19 protein-coding genes are annotated in these 14437 nt (G+C 35.1%); 8 read left to right on the top strand and 11 right to left on the bottom strand.

Annotated features, from left to right (window positions below):
* Positions 1-176 precede the first annotated feature (176 nt).
* Both IJF99_RS06375 and IJF99_RS06370 read left to right on the top strand, forming a co-directional pair.
* Positions 177-677 carry a hypothetical protein gene (locus tag IJF99_RS06375; protein ID WP_292793235.1) on the top strand — a complete coding sequence of 167 codons (501 nt, stop codon included), beginning with the start codon at positions 177-179 and terminating at the stop codon, positions 675-677.
* Positions 678-745: 68 nt separating this feature from the next.
* Positions 746-1612 (top strand): hypothetical protein, encoded by an 867-nt coding sequence (locus tag IJF99_RS06370; RefSeq protein ID WP_292793233.1) that lies wholly within the window; start codon positions 746-748, stop codon positions 1610-1612.
* Here the strand turns inward: IJF99_RS06370 and IJF99_RS06365 are convergent.
* The 7 genes from IJF99_RS06365 to IJF99_RS06335 form a co-directional block, all read right to left on the bottom strand.
* Complete coding sequence (locus IJF99_RS06365) at positions 1609-2469, bottom strand: ARMT1-like domain-containing protein (RefSeq protein WP_292793237.1); 861 nt, start codon at positions 2467-2469, stop codon at positions 1609-1611. The two genes, IJF99_RS06370 and IJF99_RS06365, sit on opposite strands and share 4 nt — an antisense overlap.
* Before the next feature lie 13 nt (positions 2470-2482).
* A complete protein-coding gene (locus IJF99_RS06360; RefSeq protein ID WP_292793230.1) occupies positions 2483-3196 on the bottom strand; it encodes a hypothetical protein in 714 nt (237 codons plus the stop codon).
* Between the two features lie 14 nt (positions 3197-3210).
* Entirely contained in the window at positions 3211-3936 is a 726-nt protein-coding gene (locus IJF99_RS06355; protein WP_292793227.1) for a hypothetical protein, read from the bottom strand.
* Positions 3937-3966: 30 nt separating this feature from the next.
* Positions 3967-5415: an NAD(P)/FAD-dependent oxidoreductase gene (locus IJF99_RS06350; protein ID WP_292793225.1), complete on the bottom strand. Its 1449-nt coding sequence runs from the start codon at positions 5413-5415 to the stop codon at positions 3967-3969.
* Between the two features lie 90 nt (positions 5416-5505).
* Positions 5506-5685 carry a MarR family transcriptional regulator gene (locus IJF99_RS06345; RefSeq protein WP_292793223.1) on the bottom strand — a complete coding sequence of 60 codons (180 nt, stop codon included), beginning with the start codon at positions 5683-5685 and terminating at the stop codon, positions 5506-5508.
* Positions 5686-5693: 8 nt separating this feature from the next.
* A complete protein-coding gene (locus IJF99_RS06340; RefSeq protein ID WP_292793221.1) occupies positions 5694-6332 on the bottom strand; it encodes a DUF447 domain-containing protein in 639 nt (212 codons plus the stop codon).
* Positions 6333-6548: 216 nt separating this feature from the next.
* The gene (locus IJF99_RS06335; protein ID WP_292793219.1) at positions 6549-6860 is read right to left on the bottom strand and encodes a hypothetical protein; all 312 of its coding nucleotides are present in this window, start codon (positions 6858-6860) and stop codon (positions 6549-6551) included.
* Positions 6861-7003: 143 nt separating this feature from the next.
* Here IJF99_RS06335 and IJF99_RS06330 point away from each other — a divergent pair, with 143 nt between their 5' ends.
* The 3 genes from IJF99_RS06330 to IJF99_RS06320 are packed head-to-tail and all read left to right on the top strand — an operon-like array spanning position 7004 to position 10244.
* Positions 7004-7447: a MarR family transcriptional regulator gene (locus IJF99_RS06330; RefSeq protein WP_292793217.1), complete on the top strand. Its 444-nt coding sequence runs from the start codon at positions 7004-7006 to the stop codon at positions 7445-7447.
* A gap of 4 nt (positions 7448-7451) precedes the next feature.
* Positions 7452-8831, top strand: coding sequence for an MFS transporter (locus IJF99_RS06325; protein WP_292793215.1), 1380 nt, complete (start codon positions 7452-7454; stop codon positions 8829-8831).
* 21 nt (positions 8832-8852) lie between these two features.
* The gene (locus tag IJF99_RS06320) at positions 8853-10244 is read left to right on the top strand and encodes an MFS transporter (RefSeq protein ID WP_292793213.1); all 1392 of its coding nucleotides are present in this window, start codon (positions 8853-8855) and stop codon (positions 10242-10244) included.
* Between the two features lie 25 nt (positions 10245-10269).
* Here the strand turns inward: IJF99_RS06320 and IJF99_RS06315 are convergent, their stop codons facing one another.
* The gene (locus IJF99_RS06315; protein ID WP_292793211.1) at positions 10270-10728 is read right to left on the bottom strand and encodes a pyridoxamine 5'-phosphate oxidase family protein; all 459 of its coding nucleotides are present in this window, start codon (positions 10726-10728) and stop codon (positions 10270-10272) included.
* Between the two features lie 48 nt (positions 10729-10776).
* Between IJF99_RS06315 and IJF99_RS06310 the strand changes: the two genes are divergently transcribed.
* Positions 10777-11253, top strand: coding sequence for a GNAT family N-acetyltransferase (locus IJF99_RS06310; protein ID WP_292793209.1), 477 nt, complete (start codon positions 10777-10779; stop codon positions 11251-11253).
* Positions 11254-11287: 34 nt separating this feature from the next.
* On the opposite strand, the gene IJF99_RS06305 is transcribed toward IJF99_RS06310, so the two are convergent.
* The 3 genes from IJF99_RS06305 to IJF99_RS06295 all read right to left on the bottom strand — a co-directional run bounded on the left by IJF99_RS06305 (position 11288) and on the right by IJF99_RS06295 (position 13207).
* Positions 11288-12010 (bottom strand): NAD(P)H-dependent oxidoreductase, encoded by a 723-nt coding sequence (locus IJF99_RS06305; protein ID WP_292793207.1) that lies wholly within the window; start codon positions 12008-12010, stop codon positions 11288-11290.
* Positions 12011-12616, bottom strand: a complete 606-nt coding sequence (locus IJF99_RS06300) for a GNAT family N-acetyltransferase (RefSeq protein WP_292793205.1) — start codon at positions 12614-12616, stop codon at positions 12011-12013. It abuts the gene before it with no gap.
* A 63-nt stretch (positions 12617-12679) separates the two neighbouring features.
* The gene (locus IJF99_RS06295; protein ID WP_292793203.1) at positions 12680-13207 is read right to left on the bottom strand and encodes a YgjV family protein; all 528 of its coding nucleotides are present in this window, start codon (positions 13205-13207) and stop codon (positions 12680-12682) included.
* A 41-nt stretch (positions 13208-13248) separates the two neighbouring features.
* Between IJF99_RS06295 and IJF99_RS06290 the strand changes: the two genes are divergently transcribed.
* Together IJF99_RS06290 and IJF99_RS06285 are read left to right on the top strand one after the other, a co-directional pair.
* Positions 13249-13815, top strand: a complete 567-nt coding sequence (locus IJF99_RS06290; RefSeq protein WP_292793201.1) for a hypothetical protein — start codon at positions 13249-13251, stop codon at positions 13813-13815.
* A 24-nt stretch (positions 13816-13839) separates the two neighbouring features.
* Positions 13840-14436 carry a hypothetical protein gene (locus IJF99_RS06285; RefSeq protein ID WP_292793199.1) on the top strand — a complete coding sequence of 199 codons (597 nt, stop codon included), beginning with the start codon at positions 13840-13842 and terminating at the stop codon, positions 14434-14436.
* Position 14437: the final 1 nt, after the last annotated feature.

The raw sequence follows: 14437 nt of genomic DNA, 5'->3' as shown, positions 1-14437 counted from the left end.
TCTCATTAAAGAGAATAAAATGGATTTATACTCAGTTATTAGTGTAATACAGTTCATATCACTAACTTAAAAAAAGTCCTAAAAAATCAAAAGGAGAAAATGAAAAATGTTCAAAATCAAATAATTTCTGCCAACACTCAATTATGCTAATTTATTAAAATTTAGGAAGTGCATTAATGAAAGTTAGAAAAGCGACAGCTAATGATTTGGATGATATCATGGAAATCTACAGGATTGCGCAGGATTTCATGATAAAAAATGGAAATCCCAACCAGTGGGGCCATACATATCCAAGTCTTGAGTTAATCAAAGAAGATATTGAAAGTGGCATTTGCAATATCATTTGCGATGAAAATGATATAATTCATGGTGTTTTTGCACTTGTTTTTGGTGATGAACCGACTTATGAAAATATTGAAAACGGTGAATGGCTCAATGATGATGAATATGTGACAATACATAGAATTGCAGGTGATGGCAAAGTAGGTGGAATATTCAACAGTGCTATTGAATACTGCAAGAATATATGCAACAACATCCGTATAGACACACATGAAAGCAACAATATAATGCAGAAACTGATAGAGAAAAATGGCTTTCAGAAATGTGGAATAATATATGTCCGAGATTCACCAAGAATAGCGTATCATTGGTCTAAAAATAATTTAATGAAATAATAGAGAAAAATAAATTGTTCACTAACTATTAATACTTTCAATCATAAATAATATAATTAGGTGTTTGAATGGTATATACGCAAATAGAAATTTTAAAAGCTATAGCCGAAATTGCAATTTTTTTAATTCTGATGGGAATCATTAAAATTATTCGTGATTATTTAGGTAAAAAATCATATAGGATTTTGAATCCTAAGGAATATTTTCCGGATGAGGAAATCCATTCATTAAAACAGATATTCTATTTGATAATGATGGCACTGTTCTTCATCAACATATTATATTCATTAATAATGCCTAAAAATGATGTAATCTATCTGGCATTATTAGATATTTTCCTTTCATTATATGTTGCAGTCACATTAGACAAATCAACACTGAAAAATAAAATTTTAGTATTATTATTAATCCCATTCGGTTCCCTAACATATATCCTATTCCGCTACAGTCTAGTTGGATTTCTTGACTTACTCCATGTGCCTATATTCATTTACTTGATTAAACTATATTATGATAAGTTCAAAATGTATACCAAATCCAACGGTTTGGGAATAACAATCATATTGTTGTTCATTATTATATTCCTCAGCTTCCTATTTACCCAGATAGTGGAGGGCGTGAATGCACTGGATTCATTAGTGATGGTTTCAAATGCATTTACAAGTAATGGATATGCAGTTTTAGGGTCTACAATTCTAGGAAAAATAGATGCAATACTCCTGGTTTGGGCGGGTTACATATTATCCGGCGTAGGTACTGCAACACTAACCGCAGCAATACTCATACGACATTACAATTCAAAATTAAAAGAACATGACGATAATATTAATCAGATTAATGTCAAATTAGATGAATTGAAGGATAATGATGATAAAATTAATCAGATGGATGCCAAATTAGATGAATTGAAAGATTTAATCAAAAATAAAGATTAAATCTTTTTTGCAACAAAAGAATTTAAATCCACTGACAGACTTTTAGAAATAGGTTTGCATTTACAGCAAAGAAGTGAAAAGACATCTTTTCCTTCAAGATTCATTTCTGTCAATCCTTCATAGTTTGCCATTCCTTTTGATATTATGAAATCACTGCTATCAAAGATTTCCCTAAACTCACAGGAAAACATTTCTTCAACAATTCCACCCATATCGCTTCCAACAGTGACAATTTCCGCCAGTTGGTCAAGTCCCGCTTCAATTGCCTCTTTTTTGCAAGCATCATTTACAATCGGTGAACTTTTAACTGCAACTGTAACATTCACATCATACTCCCTGATTTTTTCAATGAGCAACCTGTCAAAGACTATTTCTCCTGTATTGTCAACCAAATACAATAAATCACTGTAATGTTTGAGTGCATTTTCCAATTGTTGAGTGTCATTGATGCTTAAATCTTTGCCTAAATTTTTCAAAATCAACTTTTCAAAATCAGTGCTCGGACTGTATGCTCCAAAATCCAATATATTTCCAACAATGGAGAGTTTTACATAAGTTTCTAAATCATCATTGCTTTTAATCATATCCTTAATGTCCGGAAGAATTGACAATGCAATTTCATTGCTGATCTGTTTTTCTCTAATATATGCATCACTGCATTGGGTCTTCTGTTTGATGTATTGGTTAACTTCTGTTGCAAGTTTATTGGGTTGTGAATCCTTTTTGAAGTTTTCTGACATATATTCTATGCAATTTTGCATCAATTCGAACTTCAATTTTTCATCATCTGTCGAAAGGTCAAGGACTTCCCCAACCTGCCTCATGATACATGCTCCACATTCATAACTTAACTTAATTCTACCACGACCTTCAATTGAACTTTAAGCTATCGACTGCATAAATCAGCTCAAGCATATGCACATCCTTGATGTCCTGTGAAAAGAAACTGTTTTCCTCATAGTAAAATGCAGGAACACCATTTTCATTTAAAGGCACTGTAAGGTAAGGTCCACTTGTAGTGAATTGCGGATTGTAATATGAAACGTTTTCAGTGTCATTTGAAACCGCCACAGCATAGCTTTCGCCTAAAGATCCCTCAACAGGACTGAATACAAATGTGTTATGGTCTCCATATGCTCCACCGTGTGCATGGACATCAACCACCAATTCATAACTGCCATTCAATATTGCAGGATATACATATTTCAGCGCCAATTCCTGACCTGTTTGCCTTCCAGGCTCATCATCAGGCAGCAATTGCCCATATTGGCTAAAATCAAGAGTGACATTGATAACATATATGTCATATGAGTAATTCAGGTTTGTCAAATTGGGCAGAATCTTTAGAAATGTATTATGGGTATCATTTTCAAGAGGATGAACCCCTACAACATAAGCAATTTTAGGAGAATTCGGATTTCCAATGTTTCTTATAACCTCCACAGATCCTAAACTGTCATTTGCTATGATTTCATGAGTTATTTTAAACTCATCATTGTCGTCATGGACCGTTTTGATTTGGGTGAAAAGGGCAACACTAAAAATCAAGAGAACAATTATCAGCAATATTATTTTTCTATTCATATTAATCACTATTTTTAGCTGAAATTCAGACTGTCGATTGCATAAATAAGTTCCATCATGTGAGAGTCCTTTTCGCTCTGTGGTGCGAAGCTGTACTCCTCAAAGTAAAATGCAGGAACTCCATTTTCATTTAAAGGCACTGTAAGGTAAGGTCCGCTTGTTGTAGATTGGGGAGCATAATATGAAATGTTTTGTGAGTTGTCTGCAACTGTTTGAGCGTACTGGCTGGCCAATGATTCCTTGACTGGGCTGAAGACAAATGTCCTATACTCGTATGCTCCTACATTTGAGTGAACGTCAACTGCCAACTTATAGTTTCCGTTTAAAATTTGCGGATATACGTATTTCAAGGCCAGATTCTGTCCGTTTTGTCTGCCGGGACTGTTGTCTGATGAACCGTCACCATAATAACCTATATCGCTTGTTACATTTATGATATATATGTCATAGCAATAGTTAAGATTGGACAAATTAGGCAATATCTTAAGCAATGTCCTGTGGGTTTCATTTTCAAGCGGATGAACACCGACAACATATGCTATTTTTGCACCATTCGGATTTCCAATGTTTCTTATTACCTCAACCGAACCGATTGTATCGTTTGCAAGAACTTCATGATTTGGCGCAGATCCGTTTGCAGCATGATTGTTGTCGGAGTGAGGCATGTGTATGATAGCCATCATTATCCCTGCAATAACAACCAGCAATATTATAATTAATATATAATCTCTTTTTATCATGAAAAATCCTTGTTTTAAATAATTGACTGCTTAGAATTTATAGTGGATGTTGTGCAACTTGTATAAGCACACAGAACTGCTTGACGGAAATGCATAAATCATATAATCAAGCTCTTCAAGAGTTATCCTTTTGTTTATGATGAACGCAAACATGTTTGCAACATTTTCAGCATCAGCTGCATATATCTCGGCACCGACAATCTGCAAATCCCTATCCACAATGACCTTTGCCTCAGCAGTCAAATCGTTTTTAAGCTCCAAGGAATATGACCTGCCGTATCTTATTGTGTGAACTTCATATTCATCACTGTCTTCAGCAACATATGCAGGCACACCCACTGTAGCAATCCTTGGAATGGTATATGCCACGGCAGGAACAACTGGATATGTTATCTCATCAGCTTCGCCCAAAAGTTCCTTTGCAAGATATTTTGAGTGATGTATTGCGACAGTTACAAGCTTTGCAATTCCAGTGTCAGCAACATCTCCTGATGCATAGATATTTGGAACTTCCGTTTGCAGATGACCATTTACTTTAATCCCTTTGGAGGTATAGGTCAATCCAACATTTTCAAGACCAATGTCCTCTACATTGGCTGTTCTTCCCATAGCAGCTATGACATAATCTCCTGTTATGCTTTCGCCACCACTTAATTTGACTGTAAATCCGTTTTCATAAGCCCTGTTGTCCATTTTGGATTCAGGATCTCTGAGATATTCATCTGCATTTTGGGCTGATGCAACATTAAGCACCTTGGCTTCCGGATTATCAATTTCGATGTTACTAATAATTTCGTTTACTGTTTGGTTAAAATGGAATCTGATGCCTTTTTCTTTTAGAATTTCGATTACCTTTTCCACATAAGGCTGATGGAAGTATTTTAAGGCCATGTTTCCTCTGATGATTACATCCGCTTCAAGACCTGCTTCTGCAAGTATTGATGCAAATTCCATTCCCACAAAACCTGCGCCAATGATGATTGCGTGTTTTGGAAGATCTTCAATATCCAGAAAGTCTGTGCTGTCATGGAGGTATTCGCTTCCAGGAATTTCTGGAATTACAGGCTTAAGTCCAGTACATATTACTATTTTATCTGTTGTAAAGGTCTTGTCAGCTACCTGCACCGTGTGGTCATCCAGTATGACTCCTTTTCCATGAGCCACATCCAAATCATATTCATCGAATTTGCCGTCTAAAAATGCAGACATTCCGGCGATTCTTTTTCTTTTGTACTCCATTAAATCAGGCCAGTTTACATCAAAATCGCCTGATTTTCCAACGCCTTCAAAATTGTCAGCCAGGGCCTTGATTTCATATGGTGCATCAAGAAGTGCCTTTGAGTTGCAACCCCTGTTTGCGCATGCACCTCCGTATAGGCTTTCTTCAACAATCAATATTTTAAGGCCTGCTTTTCTTAAAAAACGGCCACCTTGCCAAGCAGCATTTCCACTTCCAATATAAATTACATCATAATCCATTTTTTTAACCTCTAGATAATATTTGTTTAAAAAAGAATATATAGTTTATATATGGAGGTGACGGTTTAAAATAAAAAAATAATGATGTTATTATTCATTCAATGTCCAATAACATCTTTTTGGTGAAACAATTGTTTCATCTTTTTTCAATTCTTTCATTATTTTGTCTACTTCCTTTTTCTCGACGCCTGAAAGTTCACTGACTTTTTTAGCGTTTAAAGGTTCTTCTGAATTTTTGAATGCTTCAATTACTTTTTCTTTATTATCCATAGTATCACCTATAAGTCTAATCCTTTTTCAATCATCTTTTGCCTTAATTCTGCCATTGATTGTTTTACGTCCTTTTCTGCCACTCTTTCGATGACTCTTTCATTTTCCAAAAAGCGGTTTTTGTACTCCTCTCTTTTGTCGTCATCAATCATGTCCACTCTAGTGTAGTCAATCAATGATTCCAAAAATGAATATATACCTCTGTTAAGTGCCTTTGCACCTTTTCTGTTGATGTTTATTTTAATGTTTTCTGCAGTTACGATATAGCTTTTGGACCCTTCATTGACATGATCCTTTTCAGCCGTGAGCTCTTCTATTGATTTTACAAGGCAAATGAAGTATGCATCTGCATCTTTAAGATATGCAATGTCGTCATCTTTCACCAATTTTAGATTTTCCAGGTTTCCATAAAGGGCATCAGCATATATTTTTGGATTTTCAGTGATGTTTACGACAAAAAGATTGGTATGCATTATATTTTCCAATGTTTTGCTTCCGTCAAATATGCGTGCCGCCACATCATAATCATTTATGCATTTTACACCCATCGGAGCTGCGTTGATTTCACCCTCACTGTTCATGGTGGTGTAGATTGATTCATATCTTGCTCCAGGTTCCATTCCAATGCTTTCTAAACTAAATGACATTTACTCACCAGGGATATTTTTATTATTATTTTAAAATAGAAAAGTGGGAACTTTAATTTGAAATTTTAATGATAATGTGAATATTTAATATTTGCAGTCATTTTTCCATAACAAATCAAGAAATAGACATATTAAATTTTTAAAATAGTAACAACCAAATCGTTGAGACTCAGCTGTTGACTATTTAAAGATTATCATCACAAATAATCTTAAAATTTAGTAATTGAAGAAATCTTTAGCCCAACTGACTTTATGTTTAATGTCTTGAACTTTCATTTCATAGGACTTATCGGAATCCCCATAGTTTTCATCTAAATTTTCAGCTTTATTGTCAACATCCAATGTGCTTTCCTTAACTTTTTCAAATAATGAAATTTGTTCCTCATCAATTTCAGATATTTCAGGCCATGCCTTTTCTTTCATTTCAAAAAGTTTATCAATAGCGTCACCAACAGTGATGTCATTTGCTTGCAAATGTTTAACTTTTTCAATTTGCTCTTCTGTTAATTCAATTTCCATTTTAGCCATGTTTTTTCCTCAAAAAATTGTTAATTAATATTATATATTTAAAAAGTCATTAAAATTATTTTTCATATTTTTGTTTCATTATAAACTGTTTCATTAGAAACATTTATAATATATTCAATACATATTTAAAATCAGGTGAAGCTATGGATGAAAATACAAATCAGAACCTGTATGATAATTCTCCTTTTATTGCATGGATTCATAATATATCGCTAAATCAGCAGAAATATATGAAATCCAAACTGGACGGACTTGATTTTGACCACAATATGAGATATATCATATTCATATTTGACAATCCGAACTGTTCTCAAGAGGACCTGGTGAACATGTTCGGGCAAAGCAAAGGAAATATCGCAAAAGTATTGAGAAAATTCGAGGACGACGGATACATCAAAAGACAAATCGACCCGAATAACAGAAGAAAGTACATGTTGACTACGACTGAAAGGGGCAATGATATAGTTCCAAAAATCAGACAAATCTCAAAGGATTGGGAAAAAGAGGTTGGAATTAGTGAAGACGATTACCTCTTGAAAAAGAGAATAATTGAAATTGCCCTTAATGGAATGAAACTTGTTGAGTGATATTATGAAATTGGATTTGGAAACCTACGTTGTTTTTGTATCATTTATAACCGCATTTTTTGCAGTGTTTTTATCTGCAGGAATCGTTTTGGGAGTTCCATCAATAGCAAGTGAATTTGGAATGAACAATATCGTTCAAAACTGGATTATAACAATTGCGCTACTTGTAGTAGCAGTATTTACACTTCCGGCAGGTCAGATTTCAGGAAAATTCGGAGTAAAAAAATCACTTATAGCCGGAGTTCTGGTTTTCCTTTTAGCCTCAATTGGAGCATGCCTGTCATTTTCAACAGAATCATTTTTATTTTTCAGAGTAATTCAAGGCATAGGAGGAGCATTTTCAAATGTCGCATCCATGGCAATGGTTGTTCAGGCAATCAAACCTCAAAACAGAGGAAAGGCTTTGGGTTTTACAGTAACAGGAGTATATCTGGCAGGTTCACTATCTCCTGTGATAAGCGGATTTTTGGTATATAACTTTGGCTGGAGATCAATGTTTTACTTTGTGGTTCCATTCTTTGTAGTTTGCATTGCACTCATGATTTGGAAAATCCCCGGAGATTGGAAGACCTATGAAAACGATAAAATTGACTCTATCGGATACATAATCTATGGAATCGGCATCCTCCTGTTCATCTATGGATTTACAAGTTTAATGAACATTACCGGAAAGGCCTGCGCACTCATAGGTTTCGTTCTGCTGATTGTCTTTGCATATTATGAGACTAAAGTGAATACTCCTGCATTCAACATGAGACTATTCAAAAACATGAAGTTCACATCATCAAACGTTGCAGCTCTGTGCAGCTACCTTGCAATTGCGGCAATTACAACAATCCTGAATTATCACTTCCAGTATGTCAGGGGATGGAATGCACAGCTATCCGGTTTGATACTGATAATTACGCCCATTATAATGGCAATTATGGCTCCGAATTCAGGAAAGCTTTCTGACAGAATACATCCTCAAAAGCTAGCCGCCATAGGAATGTCCATAGCAACTGTGACACTGGTGATCTTAATATTTTTAGATGCAAACACTCCAATTTATCTTATTGTAGTCGCAATGGTTTTACAGGGAATCGGAATGGGACTTTTCACAACACCAAATACTAATGCAATAATGAGTTCAGTTCCACCGAAAGAAACTCCAAACGCTTCAGCGGCACAGTCAGCAATGAGAACCATAGGCCAGACAATGAGTCTTGGGCTTTTAACTCTCATGTTTGCATGGGTAATGGGCAGCCTTAAACTTTCAGCGCAATATGCCGGCATGATCGTTCAGGCATCACAATTTGTTTGCATAATTTGTACGGTGATTTGCATAATAGCAGTCTTTGCATCACTTGTAGGCATACGTTCAAAAGATTCATTTAATCAATAAAAAAAATAAAAGAGGGATAATATGAAATTAGATTTAGAAACTGTTGTAGTATTTGTATCATTTATTACATCATTTTTTGCAGTATTTTTATCAAATGGAGTCATTATTGGAGTCCCGGCAATTGCACAGGACTTTGCAATGAACAATGTAATCCAAAACTGGATTCCGACAATTCTATTTCTTGTAGTTGCAGTCTTTACAGTGCCTGCAGGACAGATTTCAGGAAAATTCGGAGTGAAAAAATCACTTCTTGCGGGAATCATCGTATTCCTTATAGGTTCAATAGGAGCATGCCTTTCATTTTCAACAGAAACATTCTTATTTTTTAGAGTAGTTCAAGGAGCAGGAATGGCATTTCTGAATGTATCTGCAATGGCAATGGTGGTTCAGGCAGTCAAACCACAAAACAGAGGAAAAGCGCTTGGATTTACAGTAACCGGAGTATATCTTGCAACATCACTTTCACCTGTAATCTGCGGATTTCTGGTACATAATTTCGGATGGAGATCAATGTTTTACTTTGTGATTCCATTTTTAGTACTATGCATAATTTTAATGGTTCTTAAAATACCTAAAGAGTGGAAAACATATGAAAAGGACAAAATCGATAAAGTCGGATCAGTATTATATGCAATAGGCATTCTGGCATTCATCTATGGATTTACAACACTGATTACAACAACAGGAAAAATATTGACAGTTGCCGGCGTGATTTTGCTTATAATATTCGGATGGTATGAACTGAAACAGAAATCACCTGTATTTAACATGAACCTGTTTAAAAACAAGAAGTTCACATCATCAAACATTGCAGCGCTGTGCAGCTATCTTGCCATAATGGTCGTTACAACAATCCTAAACTATCATTTCCAATACGTAAGGGGCTGGGACGCACAGATGTCAGGAATGATACTGATAATCACACCAATAATAATGGCTCTGATGGCTCCAAATTCAGGAAAATTGTCAGATAAGATTCATCCGCAAAAATTGGCCGCAATAGGCATTGGAATTGCAGCGGTTGCACTGGCAATACTGACATTCCTAAACGGCGACACACCACTTTATGTAGTAATATTGGCAATGGTGCTTCAGGGTGTAGGTATGGGACTTTTCTCAAGCCCGAACATGAACGCAATCATGAGTTCAGTTCCGCCGAAAGATGCACCAACAGCATCAGCGTCACAGGCAACAATGAGAACAATAGGTCAAACCATGAGTTTAGGTCTATTGACACTGATATTTGCATGGGTGATGGGCAGTCTGGAACTGGCTCCTGAATACGCAAGCATGATTGTACAGGCATCACAAACAATATGCTTAATCTGTACAATAGCATGTGTGCTTTCAGTTTTCGCTTCACTTGTTGGTATCAAGTCAAGCGACAAATTCAATACCGACAGACCAGATTGATAGTATCTTTACTATCAATTTTTTCTTATTTTTCTTTTACTACCTTACCGTCCATATGTTCAACTGTTATCTCATACACTTCTGTTTTCTCTAAAAGACGATTGATTTCATCAACTGTTTCTTCATGGGTTGGAAAGAACTTGTCTCCCAAATAGGTTAGTGCTTCTATTTTTTCATCATTATCTGTCAATATCCTAATCTTTCCAAATGCAATGACGCTTTTGAAGGTATACCACCAGCTGTCAGGGGCTTTTACACCTTCATTCAAAACGCAATAGGAACATTTGGAATAATTTCTTACGGCATCATTTTTGTGGCCTTTCTTGGCTCCGTGAAAATAAATCTTTCCGTTTTCATAAACATGACTCATGGGAACCGCATACGGATAGTCATAATCTCCCAACAGCGCTAAAACGCCCCTAGGTTGATTTGTCAGTATCTCTTCACATTCCTCTTTTGAGAGCCTTTGGCCTTGTCTTCTCATATTTCTAAACATATTACTATATCTAATAAAACCTACTAAAATAAATATATGTCTCAATTAACCTTTAGAAACGCCGAAGAAAAAGATGTTAGTCTGATTTTAGAATTCATTAAAAAACTTGCCGATTATGAAAAAAGACTGGATGAAGTGATAGCCACTGAAGAAGACATCAGATACTGGGTTTTTGAAAAGCATCATGCAGAAGTCATTTTTGCTCTTGAAGATGACACTGTAATAGGATTTGCCCTGTTTTTCTTGAGCTTTTCCACATACATTGGCAATGTAAACCTTCATCTGGAAGACCTTTTCATCGATCCGGAATACAGGGGAAAAGGTTACGGCAAGGCAATGCTTAAAAAGCTGGCTAAGATTGTTGTTGAGAGAGGTTATGGCAGATTCGAATGGACTTGTCTTTCTTGGAACAAACCAAGCATTGACTTTTACCTGTCTTTAGGTGCAAAGCAAAAAGACTGGAATGTTTTTCACCTAACAGGTGATGAACTGAAAAAGTTAGCTAATGAATAGTGAAAACAGTAAATAAGAGTTGTATCACTCTTATTTAAAACATTTTTTTAAATAAATTGAACATTATTTTTGCTATTAACTTTTTAAATATTCCCAACTTAACTTCTGGTGCAAAATCATGATTTATCAAGCCTGTTTCGCGCCAATATTTTCTATCCCTTTCAATATGGTTTTCATCTAGGGCAAATCTCCTCCAGACATTATAAAAAATTACATCCATGATTTTTGGAGAATGTAACTTGCCGGATTCAACATCATCCCTAAACCTTTTAGCTACTTTATCAATGGATTTAATATCAATACCCTCATTCCCGCATGCAAAGGACAATTTATAAACCTTATTTACACCCCAGTGCCTTAATGTTTCATCCATATATTTGGCCACATCCTTATGGCCTGCACCTGCAGTAGTCACTACCACCAATCCCTTTAACTTGAAAAGTGCTGGCCTGTGGTATAGATATGCAGTATGGTCAATGTAATTTTTTAAAAGTGAAGTGACATTCATTGCATAAACAGGTGATGTTATTATCAAACCGTCTGCTTTTTTAAGCTTTTCCACTATCGGATTGACCTTATCAAAGTGAGGGCAATTTTCTTCTCCATCAAAACATTTAAAGCATCCATTGCATATTGGAATATCCTGTTTAATTAACTGTATCTCTTCAAATTCCCCATCCAAACTTTTTTTTATTTGTTTAACAACTGCCCATGTATTCTTCTTTCTTGGAGATCCATTTATTATTACATATTTCATTTAAACACCCAACTGCCCTTCTAAAACCAATTTTTCCTTAAACTCGAAGTTCTTATCAAATTCATCAACATCATCTTCATTAACATTGAATACATCAGGATTATGGAATATCCCTAAATCGTTTGTAATTTTATCTGAATCAAATATTTTTATCATGAAAAACGGATTTTCATTATTGAAATCTGTTCCGTCCAGAAAAATATTATATTTTGATGCAGGTTCAAAGCCAAATCTCATATAATAGTTTTCATCACCTATTACAAAAATATAATGATAATCTTCAGCCAATTCAAGTGTGTATTCAATCAGACTTGTACCCAATCCCTGGCTTTGATATTCATCATCTATAGCTACCGGACCCAATACGACTGCATCCTTAAGGCAATTTTCATATTGGATTTTGCCTTTTGAATAATTGATATGGCCTATGATTTTACCGTCTTTTTCAATGACATAAGCCAAATCCTTGATGAAGCTTTCATCTTGCCTTAGATTGTGTACAATGTAGTGTTCGTATGCACCCGGTCGATATATATTCCAGAAGGAATTTCTAACCATATTTTCAACTTCCAGAAAATCTTTTTCCTCTTCAAGCCTAATCTCCATATTTAACCTCTTATTTTACCGAATTTAATATTATTTTTACATTATTTTGCATTATTAATAAAACTAACTGGCATTAGTGTGATGTTCGTCCCACATTAGTTTGAAAAAAGACACCAGTCCGATGACTGCAGTTGCTATTTCTATTATTGAAGATGAAAAATCCAATATAGCCAAGAAATAAACAATGTAGAAGAACTCGTTTACTATAAAGCTAAGTTTTATCCATTTTATTTGCTTAAGCACATAGTTGCATATTGTGATTTGAACTATTGCTATTATAGGAAGCAATCCTATAAAACCCATAGTATTTACCAGCAAACCCAAAACTACCGACAATACAATAAAAAAGACTGCCCAGTTAAATGTCAGCCTGTCCTTGTAGACCATCATGTTTCTTGTAGCCGCAATAGCCATTGTGGTCACACCTGTCCAGGAAAAAAAGAAAACGGAAGAAATCATCAACACAAAAGCATTCAAAAACTGATACTTGTATGCTTCCTTTTCATTGTTTATAACCATGCTCAAAACAAGAAAAATTCCTGCAACAAGAGATATTCCATTTCCTATGATAATGTTTATTGGTAAATTCATCAGTTATAACATTTATATTTTTTAAAATAAATACTAAACTTATGGAAATTACAGCCGGCGAAATGAAAAGGTCAATTGAAAGAATTTATGAAAGGCTCGACAGTGTCACACCTGTTGATTTTGATTGTGGAAAGCTCTGTGGTGAAGTATGCTGCGTTTATGATGCCGAAGACTACAGAAACGAGGAGTTGGCACTTTACCTGCTTCCGGGCGAGGAGCTTATGTATGAGGATTCCCCTGATTTTGAACTTTACTACATAGATTCATCAGAAATCAAATATCCTCACTCATGGAAAGGACAGATATATCTTGTAAAATGCACCAATCCTCCGAAATGTGACAGATCAATCCGACCTATTCAATGCAGAACATTTCCACTTATACCCCACCTAAACAAAAAGGGTGAGTTTCATCTGATTTTTGACGAGTCAGAATTTCCATACAAATGCCCTATTGTGCATGACCACATCAAATTAAATGATGATTTCGTTAAAACCACATATGAAATCTGGATGATGCTTATTGCAAATCCCCTGGTTTATGATTTGGTGGATATGGACTCCAGAATGAGAGACAATAGAAAAGTTGACTATGAGATAGTTATTTAAATATCTTTATCACATACTATTACCATGATTAGGAAAGTCTTCATATTTTCATTAGCATTATTGTTTTTAATCAGCTCAGTCAGTGCTGCAGATTCCTCAAATTGGACAACAGCAAATGTAGGTTATGAAACATTCAAGATACCTCCCCAATATGAAAATCCCTACAAAAGCGACTTCAACATCTATGAATTTGATGAAGACATAAGCGTCTTTTCAATAAGATATGTTAATCCAAATCTAATGAGCCTTTACGGCTATTTTGTTGAAAAGTATCCTGAAAAAAAGGTTAACGTATCCGGCCATGACGCAATTCATTTTACCTATTTTGACAGGTACGATGATAAAAACAAATCAATATTGTGGTTTTCTTCAGGTGAAGAGTTCTACTACATTACCTGGATAGGACACAATATTACTCCTGAAATTGAAGAGATTGTAAAATCCTGTTCGCCTTCCTCATATTCTCATGAAGAGTTCTATTCCATACTAAAAGATGAATATGACAATTATTTGATTGTGAATGCAATTGAATCACAGCGGATTGACTATCCTACTGACAGCAGCCACCATTCATTTTTCTCCGTTGGAACAAATGGATTTAGTGTTGGAGTAATTAATTAGG

The sequence above is a fragment of the Methanobrevibacter sp. genome (assembly GCF_017406825.1).
GTDB lineage: Archaea > Methanobacteriota > Methanobacteria > Methanobacteriales > Methanobacteriaceae > Methanocatella.
This window is presented reverse-complemented; position numbering and strand designations above follow the sequence as displayed.

Excerpts from the sequence above, each read along its gene's own strand:
- IJF99_RS06310 (WP_292793209.1), top strand. The coding sequence starts at position 10,777 with ATGTCTCAATTAACCTTTAGAAACGCCGAAGAAAAAGATGTTAGTCTG.
- IJF99_RS06300 (WP_292793205.1), bottom strand. The coding sequence starts at position 12,616 with ATGGAGATTAGGCTTGAAGAGGAAAAAGATTTTCTGGAAGTTGAAAAT.
- IJF99_RS06345 (WP_292793223.1), bottom strand. The coding sequence starts at position 5,685 with ATGGATAATAAAGAAAAAGTAATTGAAGCATTCAAAAATTCAGAAGAA.
- IJF99_RS06320 (WP_292793213.1), top strand. The coding sequence starts at position 8,853 with ATGAAATTAGATTTAGAAACTGTTGTAGTATTTGTATCATTTATTACA.
- IJF99_RS06375 (WP_292793235.1), top strand. The coding sequence starts at position 177 with ATGAAAGTTAGAAAAGCGACAGCTAATGATTTGGATGATATCATGGAA.
- IJF99_RS06360 (WP_292793230.1), bottom strand. The coding sequence starts at position 3,196 with ATGAATAGAAAAATAATATTGCTGATAATTGTTCTCTTGATTTTTAGT.
- IJF99_RS06325 (WP_292793215.1), top strand. The coding sequence starts at position 7,452 with ATGAAATTGGATTTGGAAACCTACGTTGTTTTTGTATCATTTATAACC.
- IJF99_RS06285 (WP_292793199.1), top strand. The coding sequence starts at position 13,840 with ATGATTAGGAAAGTCTTCATATTTTCATTAGCATTATTGTTTTTAATC.
- IJF99_RS06305 (WP_292793207.1), bottom strand. The coding sequence starts at position 12,010 with ATGAAATATGTAATAATAAATGGATCTCCAAGAAAGAAGAATACATGG.
- IJF99_RS06355 (WP_292793227.1), bottom strand. The coding sequence starts at position 3,936 with ATGATAAAAAGAGATTATATATTAATTATAATATTGCTGGTTGTTATT.
- IJF99_RS06370 (WP_292793233.1), top strand. The coding sequence starts at position 746 with ATGGTATATACGCAAATAGAAATTTTAAAAGCTATAGCCGAAATTGCA.
- IJF99_RS06340 (WP_292793221.1), bottom strand. The coding sequence starts at position 6,332 with ATGTCATTTAGTTTAGAAAGCATTGGAATGGAACCTGGAGCAAGATAT.
- IJF99_RS06335 (WP_292793219.1), bottom strand. The coding sequence starts at position 6,860 with ATGGCTAAAATGGAAATTGAATTAACAGAAGAGCAAATTGAAAAAGTT.
- IJF99_RS06330 (WP_292793217.1), top strand. The coding sequence starts at position 7,004 with ATGGATGAAAATACAAATCAGAACCTGTATGATAATTCTCCTTTTATT.
- IJF99_RS06315 (WP_292793211.1), bottom strand. The coding sequence starts at position 10,728 with ATGAGAAGACAAGGCCAAAGGCTCTCAAAAGAGGAATGTGAAGAGATA.
- IJF99_RS06290 (WP_292793201.1), top strand. The coding sequence starts at position 13,249 with ATGGAAATTACAGCCGGCGAAATGAAAAGGTCAATTGAAAGAATTTAT.
- IJF99_RS06350 (WP_292793225.1), bottom strand. The coding sequence starts at position 5,415 with ATGGATTATGATGTAATTTATATTGGAAGTGGAAATGCTGCTTGGCAA.
- IJF99_RS06295 (WP_292793203.1), bottom strand. The coding sequence starts at position 13,207 with ATGAATTTACCAATAAACATTATCATAGGAAATGGAATATCTCTTGTT.